The sequence below is a fragment of the Streptomyces sp. NPDC054863 genome (assembly GCF_053610825.1).
The window spans coordinates 1-25,525 of record NZ_JBSGZD010000099.1 but is presented as its reverse complement, the minus strand read 5'-3'; the positions used below and the strand labels follow the sequence as shown (position 1 = coordinate 25,525).

At 70.7% G+C, this 25,525-nt stretch carries 20 protein-coding genes; 11 read left to right on the top strand and 9 right to left on the bottom strand.

Features of this window, described 5'->3' with window-relative positions:
* Positions 1–45: 45 nt before the first annotated feature.
* The 6 genes from ACWGIG_RS19320 to ACWGIG_RS19295 all read right to left on the bottom strand — a co-directional run bounded on the left by ACWGIG_RS19320 (position 46) and on the right by ACWGIG_RS19295 (position 8,129).
* Entirely contained in the window at positions 46–894 is an 849-nt protein-coding gene (locus tag ACWGIG_RS19320; RefSeq protein ID WP_453322830.1) for a siderophore-interacting protein, read from the bottom strand.
* Positions 895–1,034: 140 nt separating this feature from the next.
* Complete coding sequence (locus ACWGIG_RS19315) at positions 1,035–2,066, bottom strand: ABC transporter substrate-binding protein (protein WP_453322829.1); 1,032 nt, start codon at positions 2,064–2,066, stop codon at positions 1,035–1,037.
* Between the two features lie 142 nt (positions 2,067–2,208).
* A complete protein-coding gene (locus ACWGIG_RS19310) occupies positions 2,209–3,369 on the bottom strand; it encodes an acyl-CoA dehydrogenase family protein (protein ID WP_453322828.1) in 1,161 nt (386 codons plus the stop codon).
* 13 nt (positions 3,370–3,382) lie between these two features.
* Positions 3,383–4,318, bottom strand: a complete 936-nt coding sequence (locus tag ACWGIG_RS19305; RefSeq protein WP_453322827.1) for a hydroxymethylglutaryl-CoA lyase — start codon at positions 4,316–4,318, stop codon at positions 3,383–3,385.
* A complete protein-coding gene (locus tag ACWGIG_RS19300) occupies positions 4,315–6,504 on the bottom strand; it encodes an ATP-binding protein (RefSeq protein ID WP_453322826.1) in 2,190 nt (729 codons plus the stop codon). The genes ACWGIG_RS19305 and ACWGIG_RS19300 overlap by 4 nt, the downstream gene beginning before the upstream one ends.
* Positions 6,505–6,512: 8 nt before the next feature.
* Positions 6,513–8,129, bottom strand: coding sequence for a carboxyl transferase domain-containing protein (locus ACWGIG_RS19295; protein ID WP_453322825.1), 1,617 nt, complete (start codon positions 8,127–8,129; stop codon positions 6,513–6,515).
* A gap of 362 nt (positions 8,130–8,491) precedes the next feature.
* On the opposite strand from ACWGIG_RS19295, the gene ACWGIG_RS19290 reads away from it, so the two are divergent.
* From ACWGIG_RS19290 to ACWGIG_RS19270, 5 genes are all read left to right on the top strand, one after another.
* The gene (locus tag ACWGIG_RS19290; RefSeq protein ID WP_453322824.1) at positions 8,492–8,791 is read left to right on the top strand and encodes a response regulator transcription factor; all 300 of its coding nucleotides are present in this window, start codon (positions 8,492–8,494) and stop codon (positions 8,789–8,791) included.
* A 257-nt stretch (positions 8,792–9,048) separates the two neighbouring features.
* Positions 9,049–9,504 carry a hypothetical protein gene (locus ACWGIG_RS19285; RefSeq protein WP_453322823.1) on the top strand — a complete coding sequence of 152 codons (456 nt, stop codon included), beginning with the start codon at positions 9,049–9,051 and terminating at the stop codon, positions 9,502–9,504.
* 126 nt (positions 9,505–9,630) lie between these two features.
* Positions 9,631–9,894, top strand: coding sequence for a hypothetical protein (locus ACWGIG_RS19280; RefSeq protein WP_453322822.1), 264 nt, complete (start codon positions 9,631–9,633; stop codon positions 9,892–9,894).
* Positions 9,895–10,108: 214 nt separating this feature from the next.
* Positions 10,109–10,720 (top strand): SACE_7040 family transcriptional regulator, encoded by a 612-nt coding sequence (locus ACWGIG_RS19275; RefSeq protein ID WP_453322821.1) that lies wholly within the window; start codon positions 10,109–10,111, stop codon positions 10,718–10,720.
* Between the two features lie 376 nt (positions 10,721–11,096).
* Complete coding sequence (locus tag ACWGIG_RS19270) at positions 11,097–11,876, top strand: phosphatase (protein WP_453322820.1); 780 nt, start codon at positions 11,097–11,099, stop codon at positions 11,874–11,876.
* Here the strand turns inward: ACWGIG_RS19270 and ACWGIG_RS19265 are convergent.
* The 3 genes from ACWGIG_RS19265 to ACWGIG_RS19255 are packed head-to-tail and all read right to left on the bottom strand — an operon-like array spanning position 11,846 to position 14,904.
* Positions 11,846–12,829: a cation diffusion facilitator family transporter gene (locus ACWGIG_RS19265; protein WP_453322819.1), complete on the bottom strand. Its 984-nt coding sequence runs from the start codon at positions 12,827–12,829 to the stop codon at positions 11,846–11,848. The genes ACWGIG_RS19270 and ACWGIG_RS19265 overlap by 31 nt on opposite strands.
* Before the next feature lie 20 nt (positions 12,830–12,849).
* The gene (gene tesB, locus ACWGIG_RS19260; RefSeq protein ID WP_453322818.1) at positions 12,850–13,722 is read right to left on the bottom strand and encodes an acyl-CoA thioesterase II; all 873 of its coding nucleotides are present in this window, start codon (positions 13,720–13,722) and stop codon (positions 12,850–12,852) included.
* A gap of 24 nt (positions 13,723–13,746) precedes the next feature.
* Entirely contained in the window at positions 13,747–14,904 is a 1,158-nt protein-coding gene (locus ACWGIG_RS19255; protein WP_453322817.1) for an acyl-CoA dehydrogenase family protein, read from the bottom strand.
* A gap of 258 nt (positions 14,905–15,162) precedes the next feature.
* Between ACWGIG_RS19255 and speB the strand changes: the two genes are divergently transcribed.
* From speB to ACWGIG_RS19225, 6 genes are all read left to right on the top strand, one after another.
* Complete coding sequence (speB, locus tag ACWGIG_RS19250; protein WP_453322816.1) at positions 15,163–16,134, top strand: agmatinase; 972 nt, start codon at positions 15,163–15,165, stop codon at positions 16,132–16,134.
* Between the two features lie 318 nt (positions 16,135–16,452).
* A complete protein-coding gene (locus ACWGIG_RS19245) occupies positions 16,453–18,147 on the top strand; it encodes a thiamine pyrophosphate-binding protein (protein ID WP_453322815.1) in 1,695 nt (564 codons plus the stop codon).
* A 207-nt stretch (positions 18,148–18,354) separates the two neighbouring features.
* Entirely contained in the window at positions 18,355–19,323 is a 969-nt protein-coding gene (locus ACWGIG_RS19240) for a serine hydrolase (RefSeq protein ID WP_453322814.1), read from the top strand.
* Between the two features lie 125 nt (positions 19,324–19,448).
* Positions 19,449–23,195, top strand: a complete 3,747-nt coding sequence (locus ACWGIG_RS19235) for an ABC transporter ATP-binding protein (protein WP_453322813.1) — start codon at positions 19,449–19,451, stop codon at positions 23,193–23,195.
* A gap of 185 nt (positions 23,196–23,380) precedes the next feature.
* Complete coding sequence (locus ACWGIG_RS19230; RefSeq protein ID WP_453322812.1) at positions 23,381–23,770, top strand: hypothetical protein; 390 nt, start codon at positions 23,381–23,383, stop codon at positions 23,768–23,770.
* Positions 23,771–23,970: 200 nt separating this feature from the next.
* Positions 23,971–25,440: a S28 family serine protease gene (locus ACWGIG_RS19225; protein ID WP_453322811.1), complete on the top strand. Its 1,470-nt coding sequence runs from the start codon at positions 23,971–23,973 to the stop codon at positions 25,438–25,440.
* Positions 25,441–25,525: the final 85 nt, after the last annotated feature.

Here is a 25,525-nt window from a genome sequence, read left to right as displayed (position 1 = left end):
CACCGGGACCGTCCGGTGCACCCCTCCCTGTCCGTGGGGCGGGGGTTACGAGACCTCGTACTCCGAGGGGGTCTCCCGCAGGCCGTCCTCGGTGAGGCCGCGCCGCCAGTAGCCGGTGAAGGTGATCCGGCGGCGGTCGTAGCCCCGCTCGTTCACGAAGTGCCGGCGCAGGGCGCGTACGGAAGAGGACTCGCCCGCGATCCAGACGTACGGCACGCCGCCGTCCGGCAGTTCGGCGGCGGCGAGCGCCTCGACGGGGGCGGGGGCGTGGTCGTCCCGTACGAGATAGGTGATCTCGGCGTCGGCCGCGGTCTTCAGCCGCACGGCGTCGTCCCGGTGCTGGACGGTGATCCACGCCTTGACGGGCATCCCGGCGGGCAGCTGCTCCAGGGCGGCGGATGCGGCGGGCAGCGCCGTCTCGTCGGCCCAGATCAGGACGTGGTCGGTGTCGTCGGCGGGGCGGAAACGGACGCCCGTGTTGTCGGCGACGGCCGGGCCGAGGACGGTGACCCGGTGGCCCGGGGCCGCCTGCTCCGCCCAGCGGCAGGCGGGGCCGCCGTCCGGGTGCAGCGCGAAGTCGATGTCGATCTCCGGCGCCGGCCGGGTGCGCTGGGCGCGGACGGTGTACGAGCGCATGACCGCGCGTGTCCCGTCGGGCATCGTCCGGTACGAGGCGAACCAGTCGGGGTCCGTCTCCGGCGGCAGCACCGGGGCGTCCTGGCCGGGGTGCGGCAGGAAGAGCGACAGCGACTGGTCCCGGCCGCCGGAGGCGAACCCGGCGAGGCCCTCGTCGCCGTGACCGCCGAAGGTGACGCGCAGCAGGGAGGGGCTGAGCCGCTCGGTGCGCAGGACGCTCAGGTGGAAGAGACGGTACGGGATCGTCCGGTCGGACACGGGCGGCCTCCTGGCGGGGGTGGGGGTTGCTGTTTCCGGGCTGCGCCCGGTGCACGGCTGCGCCGCGCGTCCTCAAACGCCGGACGGGCTGAGACACCTGGCCCGGACCCGGTGCCCGGACACCGCGCCCCGGACAGAGGTCAGGCGACCTTCTTCGCGGATTCGATCGCCTTCGCCAAGTCCTCCAGAATCGGCGCGCACTTGGCGTACGAGTAGATCGGCTCCGTGACGCGCGGAATCACCTGGCCGGCCTTGACGGCGGGCAACTGCGCCCAGGTCGGCTTGTTCGCGATGTCCTTGGGCTGGAGGACCGCCGAGCGGTTGTCCATCATGATCACGTCGGGCTTGTACTTGCCGACGTTCTCCCAGCTCAGGCCCTCGAAGAAGCCCTGCGCGTCGACCTTCGGCTCGATGAACCTCACGCCCAGCTCCTGGAAGTACAGGGTGTCGGCGCTCATCTTCGCGAGGGAGACGTAGAAGAGTTCCGCGGAGGCCGAGCCGATCATGACCTTGATCTCCGGGCGGGCCTTCGCGGCGGCACGCAGCCGTGCGGCGGCCTTCTCGAAGCGGGCCTTGGCCTCGACGGTCTTCTTCGCCCTGAGGTCGGCGCCGAGCGAGGCGGCCAGACCGGCGCGGCGCGCCAGGGCCTTCTCCATGTTGGTGCCGGAGGCCCACAGGGCGACGCTCGGGGCGAGCGAGGAGATCTTCTTGGCGGACTGTTCCGGGACGTACCAGAGGACGTCCTTCTGCCACATGTCGGTGATCAGCAGATCGGGGATCAGTTTGGCGTACTTCTCGACGTCGAACTCGCCGTAGACGTTGCCGATGATTTCGAGCTTCGCGACGTCCATGTCGCCGGCCTGGACGTCGGGCTTGCCGTCCTTGCCCTTGGTCGGGCCGAAGACGCCCTTGACCTCGATGCCGTAGTCGTACAGCGCGGCGGCCGTGCCGGTGAAGGCGACGATGCTCTTCGGGAAGGCCTTGGTCTCGACCTTCGTGCCGCGGTCGTCGACGAAGGTCCAGGGGCCGGACTTCCCGCCGCCCTCCTCCGTCTTGCTGCCGGAAGCCTTCCCGCCGCCGCACGCGGCCAGTGCGGCGCCGGCGCCGAGCGCACCGCCGACGGCGAGGACGCCTCGGCGGGTGGGACGGGACAGGCGGGGCCGGTAGGACATGGGAGGTCTGCTTTCGTACGGGCGGAGCGCGGAGCCGGGGCCGGGACCAGAAGGTCCTAGGAAGGTTAGCCTAACCTTCTGTTGGCCTGAAGACGGTGTCCGGTTTCCGCCCGTACGGCAGCGTCCGTACGGGGAATTCGGGTCAGGCCTGCATGCCGAGCTCACGCGCGATCAGCATCCGCTGCACCTCGCTGGTGCCCTCGCCGATCTCCAGGATCTTGGAGTCGCGCCACATGCGGGCCACCGGGTACTCGTTCATGAAGCCGTACCCGCCGTGGATCTGGGTGGCCTCGCGGGCGTTGTCGACGGCGACGGTGGACGAGTAGAGCTTGGCGATGGCGGCCTGCTTCTTGAAGGGCTCGCCGTTGACCAGGCGCGACGCCGCGTCGTACCAGCCGATGCGGGACATGTGCGCCCGCATCTCCATGTCCGCGATCTTGAACTGGATGGCCTGGTTCGACCCGATCGGCTTCCCGAAGGCGTGCCGCTCGCCCGCGTACTTCAGCGACTCGTCGACACAGCCCTGCGCGAGGCCGGTCGCGAGCGCGGAGATGGCGATACGGCCCTCGTCGAGGATCCGCAGGAACTGGGCGTAGCCGCGGCCCGCCTCGCCGAGCAGGTTCGCGGCCGGCACGCGGACGTCGGAGAAGGACAGCTCGCGGGTGTCGGAGGAGTTCCAGCCGACCTTCGAGTACGGGGCCGCGACCGTGAAGCCGGGGGTGCCGGACGGGACGATGATCGAGGAGATCAGGGGCTTGCCGTCCGGCTTGCGGCCGGTCACCGCCGTCACCGTGACCAGGGCGGTGATGTCGGTGCCCGAGTTGGTGATGAAGCACTTGGAGCCGTTGATCACCCACTCGTCGGTCGCTTCGTCGAGGACGGCCGTCGTACGGGTGCCGCCCGCGTCCGAGCCGCCGTCCGGCTCGGTGAGGCCGAACGCGCCGAGCGCCTCGCCCGCGCAGAGCCTCGGCAGCCACTCCCGCTTCTGCTCCTCCGTACCGAACCGGAAGATCGGCATCGCGCCGAGCGAGACGCCCGCTTCGAGGGTGATGGCGACCGAGGAGTCGACGCGGGCCAGCTCCTCCAGGGCGATGCCCAGGGCGAGGTAGTCGCCGCCCATGCCGCCGTACTCCTCGGGGATCGGCAGGCCGAAGAGGCCCATGCGGCCCATCTCGCGGACGATCTCGTACGGGAACTCGTGGCGCTCGTACAGGTCGCCGATCTTCGGGGCGACGACGTCGTGCGCGAACTCCTCGACGGTGCGGCGGAGTTCTTCGTGCTCGGGGGTGAGGCGGTGGTCCATCGTCTGTAGTCCTTCAGTCCTTGTGGGAGAGGGCGCGTACGGTGCGGGACGGGCTGGGCCGGCCCAGCTGCTCCGCCATCCACACGCTGGTGGCGGTGAGGCGGGCGAGGTCGACGCCGGTGTCGATGCCGAGGCCGTCGAGCATCCACACCAGGTCCTCGGTGGCGAGGTTGCCGGTGGCGGACTTCGCGTACGGGCAGCCGCCCAGGCCGCCCGCCGAGGCGTCGACGGTGGTGACGCCGTGGCGCAGCGCGGTCAGGGTGTTGGAGAGGGCCTGGCCGTAGGTGTCGTGGAAGTGCACGCCGAGGGACTCCGTCGGAATGCGGGCGGCGTTCAGGTCGGTCAGCAGCGAGGAGACCTGTCCAGGGGTGGCGACGCCGATCGTGTCGCCGAGGGAGAGTTCGTCGCAGCCCATGTCGAGGAGGCGGCGGCAGACGGCCACGACCTGGGCGGCCGGTACCGCGCCCTCCCAGGGGTCGCCGAAGCACATGGAGAGGTAGCCGCGGACGTGTGCGCCCGCGGTACGGGCGCGGGCCACGACCGGCTCGAACATGGCGAGGGCCTCGTCGACCGTACGGTTGAGATTGGCCTTGGCGAAGGACTCGGTGGCACTGGCGAAGACGGCCACGTCGCGGGCGCCGAGGGCGAGGGCGCGGTCCAGGCCCTTCTCGTTGGGGACGAGGACGGGGAGCCTGACCGTCTCCGCCAGGTCCTGGAGCTGCGGGAACAGGGCTTCCGCGTCGGCGAGTTGGGGCACCCACCTGGGGTGGACGAAGCTGGTGGCCTCGACGGTGTCCAGTCCCGCCCGTGCCAGGCGGTGGATGAACTCCGCCTTGGTCCCGGTGGGGACCGTGGCCTTCTCGTTCTGGAGGCCGTCGCGGGCGCCGACCTCGTAGATCCGCACCCGGGTGGGGAGCCGGGGGTCCTTGACGACCATGGGGAGCGTCATGCGGTGTCCTCCTCGTCGGGGGTGACGACGGCCAGGACCTGGTCCATGGCGACGGTGGCCCCGGCCTTGACGTCGAGTTCGGCGACGGTGCCGGCGTGCGGGGCGGAGATGACGTGCTCCATCTTCATGGCCTCGACGACAAGGAGGCTCTGCCCGGCGGTGACCCGGTCGCCCACGGCCACCTTGACGACGGTGACGGTGCCGGGCATCGGGGCGGTGAGGGCGTCCGCGCCGGTGTGGGCGGAGCCGGTGAGGGTGGCGGCGACGGGGTCGTACGCCTGGAGGTGCCAGGCGTGGCCGTCGCGGCCGAGCCAGTCGCCGTCCGGCGAGGGGACGTGGGTGAAGGTGTGCGTGAGCCCGGCCACCTCGACGGTGAGAGGGGACGGGGCCTGGACGGTGAGAGGGGACGGGGCCTGGACGGCCCGGGTCGCGGAGGGTGTGCCGGGGGCGAGCCGGGAACGGAGGATCTCCCCGACCCCGCCCCTTCCCGGAACCGGGCCCGGCCCGGACGCGGCGGGGGCGCCGCCCCCGGGCCCCCGCTCCTCAGACTCCCCCAAGCTCTTCGAGCAGGGGGTACCCCCAGGAGCTGGAAGGTACACCTCCGCAGCTCCCGCGTGCTCGCGGACCCGTACCGTCACCGGCTCCTGGCCCGGCACCTTGAAGTGGTGCTCCGTCCAGGCGGGGGTGCCGCCCAGGCGCCACCCGCTCGGCGCGTCGAACGGGTCCCTCCAGCCCGTGCCTCCCGCGCCTTCCAGCGCGGCCTGCGCCAGCAGCCCCGCCGCCGCGTACACCTCCACCGGCACGGTGTCGTCGATCAGCGACTCCGCCTCCCGCTCCACCAGCCCGGTGTCCAGATCGCCCGCCACCACGTCCGGGTGGGCGAGGAGCCTGCGCAGGAAGCCCGCGTTCGTCGGGACGCCGAGGGTCACCGTGTCCGCCAGTGCCGCGCGCAGCTTGCGCAGGGCGGTGGGGCGGTCCGGGCCGTACGCGATGACCTTCGACAGCATCGGGTCGTACAGGCTGCCGATCTCCGTGCCGACCGAGAGCCCGGAGTCCGTGCGGACGCCGTTGCCCTGCGGTTCGTGCAGGGCGAGGATCGTGCCGCCGGAGGGGAGGAAGCCGCGGGCAGGGTCCTCCGCGCAGACACGGGCCTCGACGGCGTGGCCGGTGAGGGTGATGTCGGCCTGGGTGAAGGGGAGTTCGGCGCCGGATGCGACCTTGATCTGCCACTCCACCAGGTCGATCCCGGTGATCAGCTCGGTGACCGGGTGCTCCACCTGGAGGCGGGTGTTCATCTCCATGAAGTAGTACGAGGAAGGGTCGTCGCCGGGGACGATGAACTCGACCGTGCCCGCACCGCTGTAGCCGCAGGAGCGGGCGGCCTGGACCGCCGCCTCGCCCATCGCCGCGCGAGTGGCCTCGTCGAGGAAGACCGAAGGGGCCTCCTCGATGATCTTCTGATGGCGGCGCTGGAGCGAGCACTCGCGCTCGCCGAGGTGGACGACGTTGCCGTGGCCGTCGGCCAGGACCTGGATCTCGATGTGCCGGGGACGGTCGACCCACCGCTCCACCAGCAGCGTGTCGTCGCCGAAGGAGGAGCGGGCCTCGCGGCGCGCGGCGGCGATCTCGTCGGCCAGGAGGGCGACGTCGCGGACCAGGCGCATGCCCTTGCCGCCGCCGCCGGCGGACGGCTTGAGGAGGACCGGCATGCCGATCTCCCGTGCGGAAACGGCGAGTTGATCGTCCGTCAGGCCGGAGCCCGAGGAGCCGGGGACGACCGGGACGCCCGCCGTCCGCACCGTCTCCTTCGCGCGGATCTTGTCGCCCATGAGGGAGATCGCAGATGCGGGAGGGCCGATGAAGACCAGCCCGGCACTGGCGCACGCGGAGGCGAACTCCGCGTTCTCCGCGAGGAATCCGTACCCAGGGTGGATCGCCTGCGCGCCCGAGCGCACCGCCGCCTCGATCAGCTTGTCGGCGCGCAGATAGCTCTCGGAGGCGGCCGGCGGGCCGATCCGTACCGCCGTGTCCGCCTCGCGCACGTGCCGCGCGTCCGCGTCGGCGTCGCTGAAGACGGCCACCGAGCGGATGCCGAGCTCGCGCAGGGTGCGGATGACGCGGACGGCGATCTCGCCGCGGTTGGCGACCAGTACGGTGTCAAAGAGTGAAGTCGGCACAGTCGTCATGAGTGGTCTCACATCCGGAAGACGCCGAAGGCGGGGTCGGCGAGCGGGGCGTTGGCACAGGCGGTCAGGGCGAGGCCCAGCACCTGGCGGGTTTCGAGGGGGTCGATGACACCGTCGTCCCAGAGGCGGGCGGACGCGTAGTAGGCGTTGCCCTGTGTCTCGTACTGGGCGCGGATCGGGTCCTTGAAGGACTCCTCCGCATCCGCGGGCCAGTCCTCGCCGCGGCCCTCGATCTGGTCCCGCTTGACCGTGGCGAGCACGGACGCGGCCTGTTCGCCGCCCATGACGGAGATCTTCGCGTTGGGCCACATCCACAGGAAGCGGGGGGAGTAGGCCCGGCCGCACATCGAGTAGTTGCCCGCGCCGTACGAACCGCCGACGACCACGGTCAGCTTCGGCACGCGCGTGCAGGCGACGGCGGTGACCATCTTCGCGCCGTGCTTGGCGATGCCGCCGGCCTCGTAGTCCCGGCCGACCATGAAGCCGGAGATGTTCTGCAGGAAGACCAGCGGGATGCCGCGCTGGTCGCACAGCTCGATGAAGTGCGCGCCCTTCTGGGCGGACTCCGAGAAGAGGATGCCGTTGTTGGCGACGATGCCGACCGGGTGGCCGTGGATGCGGGCGAAGCCGGTGATCAGGGTCTGCCCGTACTCCGACTTGAACTCCTGGAAGCGGGAGCCGTCGACGACGCGCGCGATCACTTCGCGTACGTCGTAGGGGGTGCGGGAGTCGACGGGGACCGCCCCGTACAGCCCGGCGGGGTCGACCGAGGGCTCCTCGACCGCCTTGACGGACCAGGGCAGTCGGCCGCGGTCGGGAAGCGTCGCGACGATGTTCCGTACGATCCGCAGCGCGTGCGCGTCGTCCTCGGCGAGGTGGTCGGTGACCCCGGACGTACGGGAGTGGACCTCGCCGCCGCCCAGCTCCTCGGCGGTGACGACCTCGCCGGTGGCCGCCTTCACGAGCGGCGGACCGCCGAGGAAGATCGTGCCCTGGTTCCGTACGATCACGGCCTCGTCGCTCATCGCGGGGACGTACGCCCCGCCCGCCGTGCAGGAGCCGAGGACGGCCGCGATCTGCGGAATCCCGGCGCCGGACATCCGCGCCTGGTTGTAGAAGATCCGCCCGAAGTGCTCGCGGTCGGGGAAGACCTCGTCCTGCATGGGGAGGAAGGCGCCGCCGGAATCGACGAGGTAGAGGCAGGGGAGGCGGTTCTCCAGCGCCACCTCCTGCGCCCTCAGGTGCTTCTTCACCGTCATCGGGTAGTACGTGCCGCCCTTGACGGTGGCGTCGTTGGCGACGATCACGCACTCGCGGCCGCTCACCCGCCCGATCCCGGCGATCACGCCCGCCGCCGGGGCCTGGTCGTCGTACATCCCGTTCGCGGCGAGCGGGGCCAGCTCCAGGAAGGGTGAGCCCGGGTCGAGGAGGGCGTCCACCCGGTCCCTGGGCAGCAGCTTGCCGCGCGCGACGTGCCGGGCCCGGGACTTCTCGCCGCCGCCGAGCCGCGCGGTGGCGAGACGGGCGCGGAGGTCGTCCGAGAGCTTCCGGTGGGCGGCCTCGTTGGCCTGCCAGGCCGCCGACGACGGATCCGCGGTGCTGGTCAGCACCGGTGCTTGCTGCATTCTGTCGAGCTCCCTTGCCCGCCGGATGTCAGTCAGGTTAGTGACCGTTAACACTCCCTCCGATGTTAACGAGCGCTAACCCCGTTGTCCAGGCTTTCCCCGGCCTGCGGCGGGGCCTCGGTGCGAGCAGGCTGAGTATTTGCTGCGAACTTGCAAAGAGGGCACGGGGGGCATACCTCCCATCTGCCCCAAAGAGCGGTCGGCGTGCGGGAGTTGTAGGCAAACCCGGGCCGGGGCGGGAGGTGGCGGAAGCGTGTGAAAAAGGGGCAGGGACCCGGAACTGTTTCACGCGTGCGAACGTCCTGATCTAGCGTGTCGATGTCCTTGTGAGCAGCGTGATGTACGGGGAGGCTGTGACCATCGTGGCTCTACAGAACAACATGACCCAGGACCACTGCGAGTTGACCACCGAACTGCCGGGAGACCCCGGCGGAGTGGAGAACCTGACCGGCCGCGAGCGCGAAGTGCTCGTGCGGGTCGGTACCGGTGCGGGGAACCGGGAGATCGCCAGGACGCTCGGCATCGCGGAGCGGACGGTGAAGGCCCATCTCACGCACATCATGGGCAAGATCGGTGTCGCTTCACGACTGGAGGCGGCCCTGTTCGCCTATGCGCGCCACGAGTTGGTGTGCCCGCAGGTGGGCTGCCGGCGGCACTTGTAGGGGGAGCGGGGTGCGCGGGGCCCGGGGTGCGGTGCGGGCTCCGGGTCCCGAACGGGCAATGCCCTTCCGGGCATTGCCCGTTCGTACGACTCCCTCCGGTGCCATGCACTTCCGGACACCTCCCGAAGGTCCAATGGTGCGAAGGGGGCCCCGAATTGGAGAGTACTTCTTGCCAGCCGGAAAGACCGGCCGGGAAAAGGAAATCAAGAACCGCTCCTTGAAATCCCTTTCCTCACGGGCAATGAGGAGGAATTCTCGTGAACAACAAGATGCGCATGACCGCTGCCGCGCTCACGGCAGCACTCGCCATCGGTGTCGCGGCCCCGGCGGCATCCGCGGTGGAGAACCGTTCGACCCAGACGGTCTCCTCCATCGCCACCACCGCCCCGGTCCGCGACGCGGGTGCGGTCGGTGCGATCAAGCTCCAGGCGCAGACCCAGTCCGCTGCCGCTGCTGCTGCGGGGGCAGCGGTCGGCCAGGACGCACGTGGTGTCCAGGCCAAGGGCATCAGCAAGCTGGCCAAGAAGCTCATCCAGAAGATCGTGAACAGCAAGTACGGCAAGGCTGCCATCAAGGCGGCCAAGAAGGGCCGCGCCGCCTTCAAGCGGTGGGTCAACAGCCTGTCCAACTGGAACCCGCTGAAGTGGGCCATCAAGGCCGCTCCCGCGTACGTCATTGACGAGATCATCACCTACCTGGTCAGCCACTTCTAGACCGGGTAGTACCGCGTAGTACCGAGAAGCACCGAGAAGCACCGAGTAACGCAGCACGGCGGCCTCCTTGCGTGGGGTGAGGAGGCCGCCGCTCACCCCACACCACACACGCAGGAGGAACCACCCATGTCGGAACGTCAGGAAACGATCGAGCGGAACCTCTGGGCCGCGCCGGCGCTGTTCGTGCTGGTCGCCTGGGTGCTGTTCAAGGCGAACGGCAGCGCCTCGGTGTCGACCACGGCATGGGCGGTCTACGCGGCCGGCTGGATTCCGGCCGTGATCCTGCTGATCAAGGCCGCCGTCACCCGCAGGAACCCGGGAATCGGCGCGGTCGTCGGCTGCGGGCTCCTTATCGTGATGGGTGCCTTTTTCTGGGCGAATCACGGCTGAGGTACGGTTCGGGCGCGGTATCGCGTCGCCTTTACTGCCCGTTGCCTTTGTGATCCGTTTCCTTGACTGGTCGGCGAATTCACGGCCGGCGAATTTTCGCCGAAGGAAGGGGATCCCCGGGAATTCGCGGTCGGTGATCGCCGGGGCGCGGGCCGTGCGGTCCGTATGTCGAACAGGTTAACGACCGCTAACCGGACGGTCTAGAATGCTCTCCATGAGCAGCGCCAAAGCCTCCGCCACCGTCTCCTCCCGGGTCACGGCCCCCACCCGCCGCGAGCAGATCCTCAAGGAGGCCGCCCGCCTCTTCGCCGAGCGTGGTTTCCACGGGGTCGGCGTCGACGAGATAGGCGCGGCGGTCGGCATCAGCGGCCCCGGCCTCTACCGGCACTTCGCGGGCAAGGACGCGATGCTGGCGGAGCTGCTGGTCGGCATCAGCGAACGCCTCCTGGAGGGCGGACAGGCCCGGGTCGCCGCGGCCCCCGAGGATCCGGCGGCGCTCCTCGCCGCCCTCGTCGACGGCCACATCGACTTCGCCCTCGACGACCGCCCCCTGATCACGCTCCACGACCGCGAACTGGACCGGCTGCGCGACGCGGACCGCCGTCGCGTACGCCAACTCCAGCGCCAGTACGTGGAGTTGTGGGTCACGGCGGTACGGGACCTGCACCCGTCCGCCCCGGAGTCGGAGGCCCGTGCGGCCGTGCATGCCGTCTTCGGCCTGCTCAACTCGACCCCGCACCTGGGCTCGGGACTTCCGGGGCGTGGTGCGACGGAGGCACTGCTGCGGCGGCTGGCGCATGGGGCGTTCGGGGCGTTGGGGGGCTGAGGGCGGGATGGTCCGGCTGGATTGCGTGGGCTGCGGCTGGTCGAGTCCCGGTTCCAACGGATCGGGGCCGGGAGTGGTGGTGGCCTGTGCGGGCGCGCAGGGCAGGGGTGCCGAAATAATGTCTCACTTGCACGTGTAAGTGAGACATTATTCCGACGGGGTACCCCGTCGGCAGCGCGGGCAGAGTGCGACGGGCAGAGCGAAACGTGAAGTGTGGGTGTGGCGATCCGTCGCCTTCGGTGTCCCTCCCCGGTGCCTGCCGGTGCCCAAGCATCCGCCCGCCGCACCGCCACCCCGATCGACCCCGCCACCCGCACCCTGCCCGCTCGTCGGAACCCCCCGTGCGCCCGTGAGTACGCCCGGCAGAATGGACCCCATGCCGATACTCAGTCGTGGCGCCCTCGTCGACCACCTCGTAAGCACCCGCATCGCCGGAGACGTCGCCACTCCGCGCGACAACAACCTCTCCCACTACCGCAAGCTCGCCAACGGCGACCGGCACTACTGGCTCGGCATCGAGCTCGGCGACCGGTGGACCGACGAGCAGGACGTGCTCGCCGTCATGGCCGAGCGGTGCGGGGTCAGTGACGATCCCGAGCACCGGCACGGGCAGGACACGATCGACCCCGAGCTGACCGTAGACGCGCTGGACCGGGCAGCCGCGCGGCTGCGCAAGGCCGTGGACGACCGGCAGCGGGTGCTGTTCGCGACCGGGCACCCCGGCGCGCTGCTCAACGTGCACGGGGCGACCGCGAGAGCACTGCGCGGCGCCGGGTGCGATGTCGTACGGATTCCGGGCGGGCTGACCGCGGACGAGGGGTACGTGGTGCAGTTCGCGGACGTGGCCGTCTTCGAGCGGGGCGCCAGCCTGTGGCACACGCACTCGCCCGCGCCGATGACGGCGATCCTGGACGGGCTGGAGAGGCAGGGGGAGGCGCTTCCCGATCTTGTCTTCGCCGACCACGGGTGGGCGGGGTGCGCGGGGCAGCGGGGGATCGATGCGATCGGGTACGCGGACAGCAACGATCCCGCGCTGTTCCTGGGGGAGGCGGAGGGCGTCATGGCCGTGACCATTCCGCTGGACGACCACGTCGTCGACCCGTTCTTCTACGAGCCGATGACGGACTACCTGCTGGACGCCGCGGGCCTGCTCTGACCGCGCCTGGGGGTCGGGTCCAGGTAGACGCGGGCGATCGCCGGGTAGCGTTCGCGCAACTGCTGCTCGGCCTCCTCGCAGGCCCACTCGATCTCGGCCGCCGACGAGACGTCCCGGAAGTCGATCTTCGCGGCGATGAGCAGCTCCGACGGGCCCTGGATGAGGGTGGTCAGTTCGATCACGTCCTCGATGTGCGGGACGGAGAGGAGTTCCTCGCGGACCCCCTCGCGCATCTCCGGGGGCAGTGCCCTGCCGATCAGGAGCTGGGCGTTGCTGCGGCCCAGCACCCAGGCCACGTACACCAGCAGCAGTCCGATCAGGACGGACGCGAGGCCGTCCCACACGCCCGAGCCGGTGAGATCGCCGAGGAACAGGCCGGCTGCCGCCAGGAGGAGGCCGGCCAGGGCCGCTGAGTCCTCCATGACGACGGCCTTGACGGCCGTGTCGGGTGTCTGGCGGAAGTAACGGCCGGTGGGGGCGCCGAGGCGGGCGGCCTCCGTGCGGATCTGCTTGATTCCGGTGCGGAGTGAATAGCCCTCCAGGAGGAAGGCGACGGCCAGGACGATGTAGGAGACCAGGGGGTCTCCCAGCTCCTCGCCGTGGGTGAGGGTGTGGATTCCGTCGTAGATCGAGAAGACGGCGCCGCCCACGAAGGTCGCGACCGAGGCGAGCATGGCCCAGATGTAGCGTTCCGGGCCGTGGCCCAGGGGGTGCTTGGCGTCGGCCGGTTTCTCGCTGCGTCTGAGGGCGGTCAGCAGGAGGAGTTCGGTGACGGTGTCGGCCACCGAGTGCGCCGCCTCCGACAGCATCGCGCTCGAACCGCTGATCGCGCCCGCGACCGCCTTCGCGACGGCGATGCCGAGGTTGGCGGCAGCCGCGACGACGACGGTGAAGGTGCTCTCGCCTCCGGCGCCGGTGTCCGGGGCACTGTCCTGTTTGGTCTGCTGCGCCATGGTTCGGACCGTATGCCCGATCAGCGCGGGACGCGAACCACGCCCTCCTGGATGACGGAGACGGCCAGCCGCCCGTCCTGCGTGTAGATACGGGCCTGGCCCAGGCCCCGTCCGCCGGACGCCGACGGCGACTCCTGGTCGTAGAGGAGCCACTCGTCCGCCCGGAAGGGGCGGTGGAACCACATCGCGTGGTCGAGTGACGCCCCGACGACGTCGCCCGTCGCCCAGCCGCCCCGGCCGTGCGCCAGGAGGACGGAGTCGAGGAGCGTCATGTCGGAGACGTAGGTGGCGAGGCAGACGTGCAGGAGGTGGTCGTCGGCGAGCTTGCCGTTGGTACGGAACCAGACCTGCGAGCGCGCCTCGCGCTCCTCGCCGACCGTGGCGTACGGGGGCGGGTCCACGTACCGCAGGTCGATCGCGGCGCGGGCTTCCAGGAGGCGGTCCACCGTGCCCGGGTCGACGAAGCGGTCCGCGTAGTGGGGGAGCGTCTCGGCCGCGGTGGGGAGCGTGGAGGGGTCGGGGGAGGCCGGCATGGGGGCCTGGTGCTCCATGCCCTCCTCGTACGTCTGGAAGGACGCCGAGAGGTGGAAGATCGGGTGCCCGTGCTGGACGGCGACGACCCGGCGCGTGGTGAAGGAACGCCCGTCGCGGATCCGGTCGACCGTGTAGACGATCGGGGCGGACGGGTCACCCGCGCGCAGGAAGTAGGCGTGGAGCGAGTGGGTGAAGCGGTCGTCGGGCACCGTGCGCCCGGCGGCGACCAGGGCCTGTGCGGCGACCTGGCCGCCGAAGACGCGGGGGACGATGGCCGAGCGGCTCACGCCCCGGAAGATGTCCTGCTCGATCCGCTCAAGGTCGAGCAGATCGAGCAGGGACTCAAGTGCGTTGTTCATGGCAGCAGTTGTACAGGGCTGCTGCTACAGGCCCATGTCCTTGGCGATGATCATCTTCATGACCTCGCTGGTGCCGCCGTAGATGCGGTTCACCCGGTTGTCCGCGTAGAGGCGGGCGATCGGGTACTCGTTCATGAAGCCGTAACCGCCGTGCAGCTGGAGGCACTTGTCGATCACGCGGTGCGCGACCTCGGTGCAGAAGAGCTTCGCGGAGGCGGCCTCTGCGGCCGTCAGCTCGCCCGCGTCCAGTGCCTCCGTGGCGCGGTCGACGACCGCCTCGGCGGCGTCCACCTCGGCCTGGCAGGCGGCCAGTTCGAACTTGGTGTTCTGGAAGGCGGCGACCGGCTTGCCGAAGACCGTGCGGTCCTGGACGTACTGCTTGGTGAAGCGGATCGCGGCCTTCGCCTGGGCGTACGCGCCGAAGGCGATGCCCCAGCGCTCGGAGGCCAGGTTGTGGCCGAGGTAGCCGAAGCCCTTGTTCTCCTCGCCGAGCAGGTCCTCGACCGGGACCTTCACGTCGACGAAAGCCAGCTCGGCGGTGTCGGAGGTGCGCAGGCCGAGCTTGTCGAGCTTGCGGCCGACCGAGTAGCCCTCCAGCTTGGTGTCCACGGCGAAGAGGGAGATGCCGTGGCGGCGGTCGTCCTCGCGGGGCGCGGACGTACGGGCGCAGACGATCACGCGGTCGGCGTGCACGCCGCCCGTGATGAAGGTCTTGGAGCCGTTGAGGACGTAGTGCGTGCCGTCCTCGGACAGCTTCGCGGTGGTCTTCATGCCCGCGACGTCGGAGCCGGTGCCCGGCTCGGTCATGGCGAGCGCCCACATCTCCTCGCCGGAGACGAACTTCTCCAGGTAGCGCTTCTTCTGCTCGTCGGTGGCCAGCATCTTGATGTACGGGAGGCCGAGCAGGACGTGCACGCCGGAGCCGCCGAAGGTCACGCCCGCGCGGGCGGTCTCCTCGGTCAGGACGGCCTCGAACTTGTGTGAGTCCAGGCCCGCGCCGCCGAACTCCTCGGGCACGTTGATGCCGAAGACGCCCAGCTCGCCGAGCTTGTAGTAGAACTCGCGCGGCGCCTGGCCCGCGGCGAACCACTCGTCGTAGACGGGGACGACCTCGGCCTCGATGAAGGCCCGGAGGGTCTCCCGGAACGCCTCGTGGTCCTCGTTGAATACGGTACGGCGCACGGGAACGCCTCCTTCGGCGAGATGTGGAGCTCGGGGGCGCGCTCGGCTAAGCGCTTGCTCAGATTCTCTTCAAAAGTTACCGGCCGGTCACCGGGGTGTCCAGAGGAGAGCGGTGTTGGAGGGACCACACCGGGTGGGCCCGGGCGGGTACTCCGGTGGGGACTGGGCCGGGGACCTGTCCGTCGTGTCCAAGTCCTACGGCCGCCTCATCGCATCCGTACATGTGCGGAATCCGTCGTCCTGCCTACGCTCGATGCCATGAACACTCCCTCTTCCGAGCCCCGCGGCCCCGTCGACTCGTCCCGCATTCCCCGGTACGCCGGTCCGGCGACGTTCGCCCGGCTGCCCCGCCTGGACGAGGTCGGCGGGCGTACGGACATCGCGGTCGTCGGCGTCCCCTTCGACTCGGGCGTCTCCTACCGGCCCGGCGCCCGCTTCGGCGGCAACGCGATCCGTGAGGCGTCCCGGCTGCTGCGCCCGTACAACCCGGCGCAGGACTCCTCCCCGTTCGCCCTCGCGCAGGTCGCGGACGCCGGTGACATCGCCGCGAACCCGTTCAACATCAACGAGGCCGTCGACACGATCGAGGCCGCCGCCGACGACCTGCTGGGGTCGGGCGCGCGGATGATGACGCTCGGCGGCGACCACACCATCGCGCTGCCGCTGCTGCGGTCGGTGGCGAAGAAGCACGGGCCGGTGGCCCTGCTGCACTTCGACGCGCACCTGGACACGTGGGACACGTACTTCGGCGCGGAGTACACGCACGGCACGCCGTTCCGCCGGGCCGTCGAGGAGGGCATCCTCGACACGGAGGCGCTCTCCCACGTCGGCACGCGCGGCCCGCTGTACGGCAAGCAGGACCTGACCGACGACGCCAAGATGGGCTTCGGCATCGTGACGTCCGCGGACGTCATGCGCCGCGGCGTGGACGAGGTCGCCGACCAGCTGCGGCAGCGGATCGGGGACCGGCCGCTGTACATCTCCATCGACATCGACGTGCTCGACCCGGCGCACGCGCCGGGCACGGGGACGCCGGAGGCCGGTGGCCTGACCTCCCGCGAGCTGCTGGAGATCATCCGCGGGCTTTCGGCCTGCAACCTGGTGTCGGCGGACGTCGTCGAGGTGGCGCCGGCTTACGACCACGCGGAGATCACGTCGGTGGCGGCGTCGCACACGGCGTACGAGCTGACGACGATCATGTCGCGGCAGATCGCCGCTGCACGAAGCTGACGCGGCTGCGCGGGGCTGACCCTCCAGCCCCCTAGCCCCCTAGCCCCCCCCTAGCCCCCTGGCCCCCTTGGGCACAGGGGCCGCCCCCTGGGGCGGGACGGGTGGGCAAGGGGGCGGCCCCCCACGCGGAGCGCCCCCTCCCGCGACCGCATGCCCCTGCGACCGCACCCCCACGCCCGCGACCGCGCCCCGTGCGGGTGCGTCGTGGCTGGTCGCGCAGTTCCCCGCGCCCCTAAAGGGGCGCCCCCGTGGGCGGGACGGGTGGGCAGGGGGGTGGCCCCTGAGGCCACACCCGTTCGATGCGCGAAGCTGGACCGTATGACCCACGATCACGACCTCGTCCTGCGGCCCACCGCCGCGCAGACCGCTGCCGCTCTCGCGCCTCCCGTCGGGCGTACCGGTGGTGACCTGGTCGTGGAGACGCTGCGGGGGCTCGGGGCGACCACCGTCTTCGGGCTCCCGGGGCAGCACGCCCTCGCCCTCTTCGACGCGCTGCGGCGGTCGCAGCTCTCGTACGTCGGCCTGCGCGTCGAGAACAACGCCGGTTTCGCGGCGGACGGCTACGGCCGGATCACGGGTGAGGCCGCCCCGCTCTTCCTCTCCACGGGACCGGGCGCGCTGACCTCCCTCCCCGCCCTCCAGGAGGCTGCCGCCGCCTCCGCCCCCGTCCTGGCGATCTCCAGCCAGATCCCGGCGGCGGGCCTGGGCGGCGGTCGGCACGGTCACCTCCACGAGCTCCGCGACCAGCAGGCGTCGTTCCGGGACGTCGTGAAGTCCGTCCACGTCGCGCGCACCCAGTCCCAGATCCCGTCCGCGATCGCCGACGCCTGGGAGTCCGCGCTGAGCGCCCCGCACGGCCCGGTCTGGGTCGAGATCCCGCAGGACGTCCTGGCGGCGGAGACACAGATTCCGGTCGTGCTCGCGCCCGACGCCACCCCGCACGACCTCGCTCCGCGCCCCGAACTCACCGCCGTGGCGGCCCACTTGCTGATCAACGCCACCCGTCCGGTGATCGTTGCGGGCGGCGGCGTCGTGCGTTCCGACGCCTCGAAGAAGCTGAAGCAGCTCGCCGAGCGGCTGAACGCCCCCGTCGTCACCACCTTCGGCGGCAAGGGCGCCTTTCCCTGGCACCACCCGCTCTCCCTCCGGTCCTGGCTGGAGGACCGGCACACGACGGACTTCCTGGAGGAGGCCGACGTCCTGCTCGTCGTCGGCTCCGGGCTCGGCGAGCTGAGCAGCAACTACGGCACGTTCGCCCCGCGCGGTCGGATCGTCCAGATCGACGCCGACCTGGGCAAGCTCGAATCCAACTACCCGGCGCTCGGCATCCACGCCGACGCCCGCCTCGCGCTCACCGCGCTCCTGGAGACGATCGACTCTCCGCGGCCCGACGACTCCGCCGCCGATGCGGTACGAGAGGTGCTCGGACGGGTCCGCGCACGCATCGCGGAACAGGGGCTGGAGCCGGAACAGCAGCTCCTCGCCTCGATCCGTGAGGCCCTCCCCGCCGCGTCCCCCAGCTTCTGGGACATGACGATCCTCACCTACTGGGCCTGGTCCGCCTTCGACCCCGCCCGCCCCAACACCATGCACTCCGCGCAGGGGGCGGGCGGGCTGGGGTACGCCTTCCCGGCGGCGCTGGGCGCGGCCGTCGCCGATCCGGACACCCCCGTCCTCGCCGTCTCCGGCGACGGCGGTGCGATGTATTCGATCTCCGAACTGGCCACCGCCCGCCAGCACGACCTTCCAGTGACCTGGCTGATCGTCGACGACGGGGGGTACGGCATCCTCCGCGAGTACATGAGCGAGGCGTACGAGGACACCACGGGCACGGACCTCGCCCGCCCCGACTTCGCCGCCCTCGCCGCATCCTTCGGCGTGCCCGGGGTCCGTACGACACCCGAGACGCTGGCCGCGGACCTGGCGGCGGCCCTCAAGGCGCCGGGGCCCTTGGTGCTCGTCCTCGCGGCCCGCCCGCGCATGTTCGCTCCCACCCACCTCGGCGAGGGCTGAGACGCCCGGCGGGGCCCACCGGCGGGGCCCGCTCCTCCCGGCACCCGTTGGCGGGGCCCGCTGACGGGGCCCGCTCCTCCCGGCACCCGTTACCGAACACGTACACACGATCCGTACAACTTTTCCCCCTCTTTTGAGTCATCTGATGCGGAAGTGCCTTGAGTGCACTTCCGCATCACTGATTTCAGGGGACAGGGACACGGGGACATGACCGTACGTACCAATCGAATACAGGGCATATCGAGAGGCCTCACCGCCGCCGCGCTCGCCACCGGGGTCCTCCTTCCGGTGGCGGTGGCCGCTCCCGTCACCGCCGCCGCTCCCGCGGTGACGTGCAGTTCGAACAAGGCCGGGCTCGCGAAGAAGCTCCAGGGGGACATCACGGCCGCCCTGCGCGGGAGGCCCGGGACCGTCGCGGTCGCCGTGTACGAGCACTCCAGCCGGACGTACTGCTCACTGCGCGCCTGGAACCGCTTCGACTCCGCCAGCATCGTCAAGGTCACCGTCCTGGCGACCCTCATGTGGGACGCGCAGAAGACCGGCCGGGCCGTCTCCGCCCGTGAGCGCGGCCTCGTCGATGCCATGATCACCAAGTCGGACAACAACGCGACGTCCGCGCTGTGGAAGCAGCTCGGGGTGGCGAAGATCAACGCCTTCCTGAGGGCCGCCGGCATGACGAACACCAAGCCGGGCGCGGGCGGCTACTGGGGGCTCACCCAGGTCAACGCCGCCGAGCAGAGCAAGCTCCTCGGGCTGATCACCCTGCGCAACAGCGTCCTCAAGGACAGCTCGCGCGCCTACATCCTCGACCGGATGGCCCGCGTCGTGCCCGCCCAGCGCTGGGGCACCCCGGCCGGAGCCCCCGGCAAGGCCCGCGTACAGGTCAAGAACGGGTGGCTGCCGCGTGCCTCGCAGGGGTGGCGGGTGCACTCGCTGGGCGCCTTCACCGGCCTCGGGCACGACTACACGATCACCGTGCTGAGCCACGGCAACAAGACGATGCAGCAGGGCGTGGACACGGTCCAGGCCGTGTCGCGGGCCGTGCACCGCGACCTCAACCCGGCCGTGGGCGGCAAGGCACGCACCTTCGAGGCGCCCGTACCGGCCGTCGCCCCGCCCGTGGCCCCGCAGGAAGTGATTCCGCCGATGCCGCCGGGCCCCGCTCCGACACGCTGAGTACGCCCCGTTCGCGCCCCCTTTCACCCCGGTGAACATCGCGCGGAACATTGCGGCGGGATGAAATCCGCAGCTGATGACGTTGGTGCCTTCCGGTGGGACACGGATCGACCGGGAGGCAGCACGTGGCAGGGCAAGAGCAGGAAGCCGTACGAGAACCCGGGTGGGCGCGCCGCCTGACCGGCTACGCCTGGCGTTACCGCACCAATGTCCTGCTCGCCCTCGGCTCCTCCCTCGGCGGCATGGCCGTCATGGCCCTCGTACCGCTGATCACGAAGATCGTCATCGACGACGTGATCGGGAAGGGCACGCGGTCACTGGCCGTGTGGACGGGGCTGCTGATAGCCGCGGCCGTGGTGGTCTATGTCCTCACCTACATACGCCGGTACTACGGCGGCAAGCTCGCCCTCGACGTCCAGCACGACCTCCGTACCGAGATGTACGGGACGATCACCAAGCTCGACGGGCGGCGGCAGGACGAGCTGTCCACCGGGCAGGTCGTCGGTCGCGCCACCAGCGACCTCCAGCTGATCCAGAGCCTGCTCTTCATGCTCCCGATGACCATCGGGAACGTGCTCCTCTTCCTCATCTCGCTCGTGATCATGGCGTGGCTGTCCCCGGTCCTCACGCTGGTCGCGCTCGCCGTCGCCCCCGCCCTGTGGTTCATCGCCAGGTTGAGCAAGAAGCGGCTGTTCCCGGCCACCTGGTACGCGCAGGGGCAGGCCGCCGCGGTCGCGGGCGTCGTCGACGGTGCCGTGTCCGGTGTGCGCGTGGTGAAGGGCTTCGGGCAGGAGGAGCAGGAGACCGGCAAGCTGCGGGAGGTCTCGCGGCGGCTGTTCGCGGGGCGGCTGCGGACGGTCAAGCTCAATTCGCGGTACACCCCCGCGCTCCAGGCCGTTCCGGCGCTGGGACAGGTCGCGATGCTGGCGATCGGAGGGTGGCTGGCCACCCGGGGGCAGATCACCCTGGGTACGTTCGTGGCCTTCTCGACCTACCTCGCGCAGCTCGTCGGGCCCGTGCGGATGCTCGCGATGGTGCTGACCGTCGGGCAGCAGGCCCGGGCGGGCGTGGAGCGCGTCCTGGAGCTGATCGACACCGAGCCCTCGATCGAGGACGGGACCAAGGAGCTCCCGGCGGACGCCCCCGCGACCGTCGAGTTCGACGGCGTGGGATTCGCCTACGAGGAGGACCGGCCGGTCCTCGACGGGTTCTCGCTGGAGATACGCGAGGGCGAGACCGTCGCCGTCGTCGGGTCCTCGGGGAGTGGCAAGTCGACCGTTTCGCTGCTGCTGCCGCGCTTCTACGACGTCTCGCGCGGAGCCGTGCTGGTCGGCGGGCACGATGTGCGCGAGCTGACGCTCGCCTCGCTGCGGGCCGCGATCGGGATGGTGCCCGAGGACAGCTTCCTGTTCTCCGACACCGTCCGGGCCAACCTCGCGTACGGCGTCCCCGACGCGACCGACGAGCAGATACGCACCGCCGCCCGCGCCGCCCAGGCCGACCGCTTCATCGACGAACTGCCCCACGGCTACGAGACCAAGGTGGGGGAGCAGGGGCTGACGCTCTCGGGCGGGCAGCGGCAGCGGCTCTCGCTGGCCCGCGCCATCCTCACCGACCCCCGGCTGCTGCTCCTGGACGACGCCACGTCGGCCGTGGACGCCCGGGTCGAGCACGAGATCCACGAGGCGCTGAAGGGCGTGATGGCCGGGCGTACGACGCTCCTCATCGCGCACCGCCGCTCCACCCTGGGCCTCGCCGACCGCATCGCCGTCCTCGACGGCGGACGCCTCGCCGACATCGGTACGCACGCGGAGCTGGAGCAGCGCTCCGCCCTCTACCGGCGACTGCTCACCGACCCCGACGAGCTGGGCGGCGTATCGCCGGGCCACACCCCGAAGACGCTCCCCGTCGAGGACGACGACCGGTCCGTACAGGCCGAGCTGGACGCCGAGTTCGACGCCGGGCGCGGGATCACCCCTGATCTGTGGATACGGGACGAGACCGATCCCCAGAAGGCCGAACACGCGCCGGGGATGCCCGCCACCCCCGAGCTGCTGGCCCAGGTCGACGCGCTGCCGCCCGCCGACGGCGTACCGGACATCGACGAGGCGCGGGCCGTCGCCCCCGAGGAGTCGTACGGACTGCGCAGGCTGCTGCGCGGATTCGGGCTCCCGCTGCTGGTCAGCCTGGGGCTTGTCGCGGTCGACGCGGGGATGGGGCTGCTGCTGCCGGTGCTGATCCGGCACGGCATCGACGAAGGCGTCACCCAGCTCGCGCTCGGCGCGGTGTGGACGGCGGCGGGACTCGCACTGCTCGCCGTGCTCGTGCAGTGGGGCGCGCAGATCAGCGAGGCCCGGATGACGGGACGGACCGGCGAGCGGGTGCTGTACTCCCTCCGTCTGAAGATCTTCGCGCAGCTCCAGCGGCTCGGACTCGACTACTACGAGCGGGAGTTGACCGGGCGCATCATGACCCGGATGACGACGGACGTGGACGCGCTGTCGACGTTCCTCCAGACCGGCCTGGTGACCGCCTTCGTCTCCGTCGTCACCTTCCTCGGCGTGATGGTGGCGCTCGTCGTCATCGACGTGGAGCTGGCGCTCGTCGTCTTCGCGACGCTGCCGCTGCTGGTCATCGGCACGTACTTCTTCCGGAAGAAGAGCGTCCAGGCGTACGAGCTGGCGCGCGACCGGGTCGGCGTCGTCAACGCCGACCTCCAGGAATCCGTCGCCGGACTGCGCATCGTGCAGGCCTTCGGGCGGGAGAAGGCGGGGCGGACACGCTTCGCGGCGAACAGCGGGAGCTACCGGCAGGCGCGGGTGCGCGGGCAGTGGCTGATCTCCGTCTACTTCCCGTTCGTACAGCTGCTGGCGTCGGTGGCGGCTGCCGCCGTGATGATCGTGGGCGCGGGAAGGATCGAGGCCGGGACGCTGACCGCCGGCGCGCTCGTCGCGTACCTGCTCTACATCGATCTCTTCTTCGCCCCCGTCCAGCAGCTCTCGCAGGTCTTCGACGGATACCAGCAGGCGACCGTCTCGCTCCGGCGCATCCAGGAGCTGCTGCGCGAGCCGACCTCCACGGTCGGCGCGGACGCCCCGAAGGACGTCCTCTCGCTGCGCGGCGAGATCGCCTTCGAGGACGTGTCCTTCAAGTACGGGTCCGCCGACGAGCCGGAAGAGGCGCTCTCGGACGTCTCGCTGCACATACCCGCAGGCCAGACGGTTGCGTTCGTGGGGGAGACGGGGGCGGGCAAGTCGACCCTGGTGAAGCTGGTGGCGCGGTTCTACGATCCGACCAGTGGCCGGGTCACCGCCGACGGCTCCGATCTGCGCGACCTCGACATGACCGCGTACCGGCACCGCCTCGGTGTCGTCCCCCAGGAGGCCTACCTCTTCGCGGGGACGGTCCGTGACGCGATCGCCTACGGGCGGCCGGACGCCACGGACGCCGCCGTCGAGTCGGCGGCCCGGGCGGTCGGCGCGCACGACATGATCGCGACGCTGGACGGCGGCTATCTGCACGCGGTCGCCGAGCGCGGTCGCAACCTCTCCGCAGGTCAGCGCCAGCTCATCGCGCTCGCGCGGGCCGAGCTGGTCGACCCGGACGTGCTGCTCCTCGACGAGGCGACCGCAGCCCTCGACCTGGCCACCGAGTCCCTGGTCAACCAGGCCACCGACCGGCTCACCGGCCGCCGTACGACCCTGGTCGTCGCCCACCGGCTGACCACCGCCGCCCGCGCCGACCGGGTCGTGGTCATGGACCACGGGCGGGTCGCCGAGGACGGCACCCACGAGGAACTGCTCGCGCTGGACGGCAAGTACGCGCGGCTGTGGCGCACCTTCGTGGGGGAGGACGAACCGGCGGCCGTCTGAGCGGCCCGTCCGTCCCCCCCCCGTCGTCCCTCGTCGTTCCTGGTCGCTCCCCCCGGCTCCCCCTCGCTCTTCAGCGGGTGCACCGTGCAACCGATTCATGGCCAGGGGCGTCGTACGCGCATACGATCCCGTGACGGAACGGGGTGAATGTGTTCGATGAGGTGGGCGGGGCAGCCATGAAGGCTATGGGACAGATGAGGCGGAGAGCGATCGGTGCGCTCGCGGTGACGATCACGGCCGGACTGCTGGCACTCGGCGGTCCGGCCGTCGGGCACGCACAGGCGGCGGCGGGCGCCTGCGCGGGGGCCCGGGTCAAGACGTACGGCTTCGCGACCGGCGAGATCCGCGTCTTCAAGAGCCGCCAGTACGTGTGCGCCCAGACGGTCGCCAAGAGGGCGGGCGTACGGCAGAAGATGCGGGTGAGCGTCCAGGCGCGGGGGAGCAGGGCGGCCGTCGACTCCGGGACGTACACGCGGCACGCGGGGCCGGTGACGGTGTACGCGCTCAACCGGTGTGTGCGGGTGGAGGGTTCGGTGGGCGGGAAGAGCACGGCCTCCGGCTGGATCCTCTGCTGAGCGGTCGGTATTCCGCGGAGCAGTTGGCCCTCCGCCGAGCAGTTGACCCTCCGCCGAGCGGCGGATCCTCTGTCGAGCGGTTGGATTCTCGCTCTGTCTTCTTGGAGTCTTCGCTTCCTCCTCCATTCCTCTACAGACAAGAGTGATTGGGGATCATTAGGTTGACCTCTGTTGTCCGTGTGCCGACAGGGGAGTGGCGAATGCGCAAGACGTTCAGGGGAGTTCTCGCGGGAGCGGTGCTCATAGGCACCGTCGGTGCGACCGGCGGGGCGGCGGGGACGGCAGCGGCCGCCGAAGCGATACCGGCGATACCCGCGGGCGAAGCCGCGGCCGTCGACATCTTGGACCGCATCCTCGCCATCAAGGGCATGACCCTGATCGAGGAGAAGCCCTACGCCGGCTACCGCTACTTCGTCCTCAACTACACCCAGCCGATCGACCACCGCCACCCCGAGCGCGGCACCTTCCAGCAGCGGCTGAGCCTGCTGCACAAGGACGTGAACCGCCCCACCGTCTTCTACACCGGCGGCTACGGCCTCTCCACGAACCCCGGCCGTTCCGAGCCGACCGCGCTCGTCGACGGCAACCAGGTCTCCATGGAGTACCGGTACTTCACGCCGTCCCGCCCGGCGCCCGCCGACTGGTCCAAGCTGAACATCAAGCAGGCCGCCGACGACCAGCACCGCATCTTCACCGCGCTGAAGGCCATCTACGCGAAGAAGTGGCTGTCGACCGGCGGCTCGAAGGGCGGCATGACCGCCACGTACTACGAGCGCTTCCACCCGCGCGACATGGACGGCGTCGTCGCGTACGTCGCCCCCAACGACGTCCAGCAGGACGAGGACTCGGCGTACGACCGCTTCTTCCGCACCGTCTCCACCAAGGAGTGCCGCGACCGCCTCAGCAACCTCCAGCGCGAGGCCCTGGTCCGCCGCACCCCGCTGCTCGCCAAGGCGAAGGCGCTCGCCGAGAAGAACGGCTCCACCTTCAAGACCATCGGCAGCGTCGAGAAGGGCTTCGAGAACACCGTCCTCGACTTCGTCTGGGGCTTCTGGCAGTACAGCTCGGAGAAGGAGTGCGGCGACGTCCCCGTGGCGAAGACCGCCACCGACGACCAGATCTTCAACTACCTCGACGCGAAGTCCGGCTTCGGCTCCTCCAGCGACCAGGACCTGTCCGGCTACACGCCGTACTACTTCCAGGCGGGCACCCAGCTCGGCGCGCCCCAGTACAAGTACCCGCACCTCAAGGGCCTGATGAAGTGGGGCCCCGAGTACTTCCAGTCGCGGGTGTACGTGCCCCGTGACATCCCCATGAAGTGGGACGGCGGCGCCGCGATGCGCGACGTCGACAGCTGGGTGCGCAGCAACGCCCGCCAGATGATGTACGTGTACGGGCAGAACGACCCGTGGGGCGCGGAGCGCTTCGCCCCCGCGCGCGGCGCCCGCAACGACAACCACGTCTACACCGTGCCGGGCGCCAACCACGGCGCACGCATCTCCGGGCTCCCAGCCGGCCAGCAGGCGGCGGCCGTCGCCCAGGTCCTGAAGTGGGCGGGCGTGGCCTCCACCGCCGTCCAGTCGGACCCGGCGAAGGCGAAGCGTCTGACGGCGTACGACGCGAAGCTGGACAAGGCCGAGGTGAACAGGGAGCAGGAGCTGCGCCCGTAACTCCGGCTCCGCGTCCGTGGTCCGAGCGCTAGACCGGGCGGGCGCATCCCACCGGCCGGCCGCCACCCAGCTGTACGTACAGCTG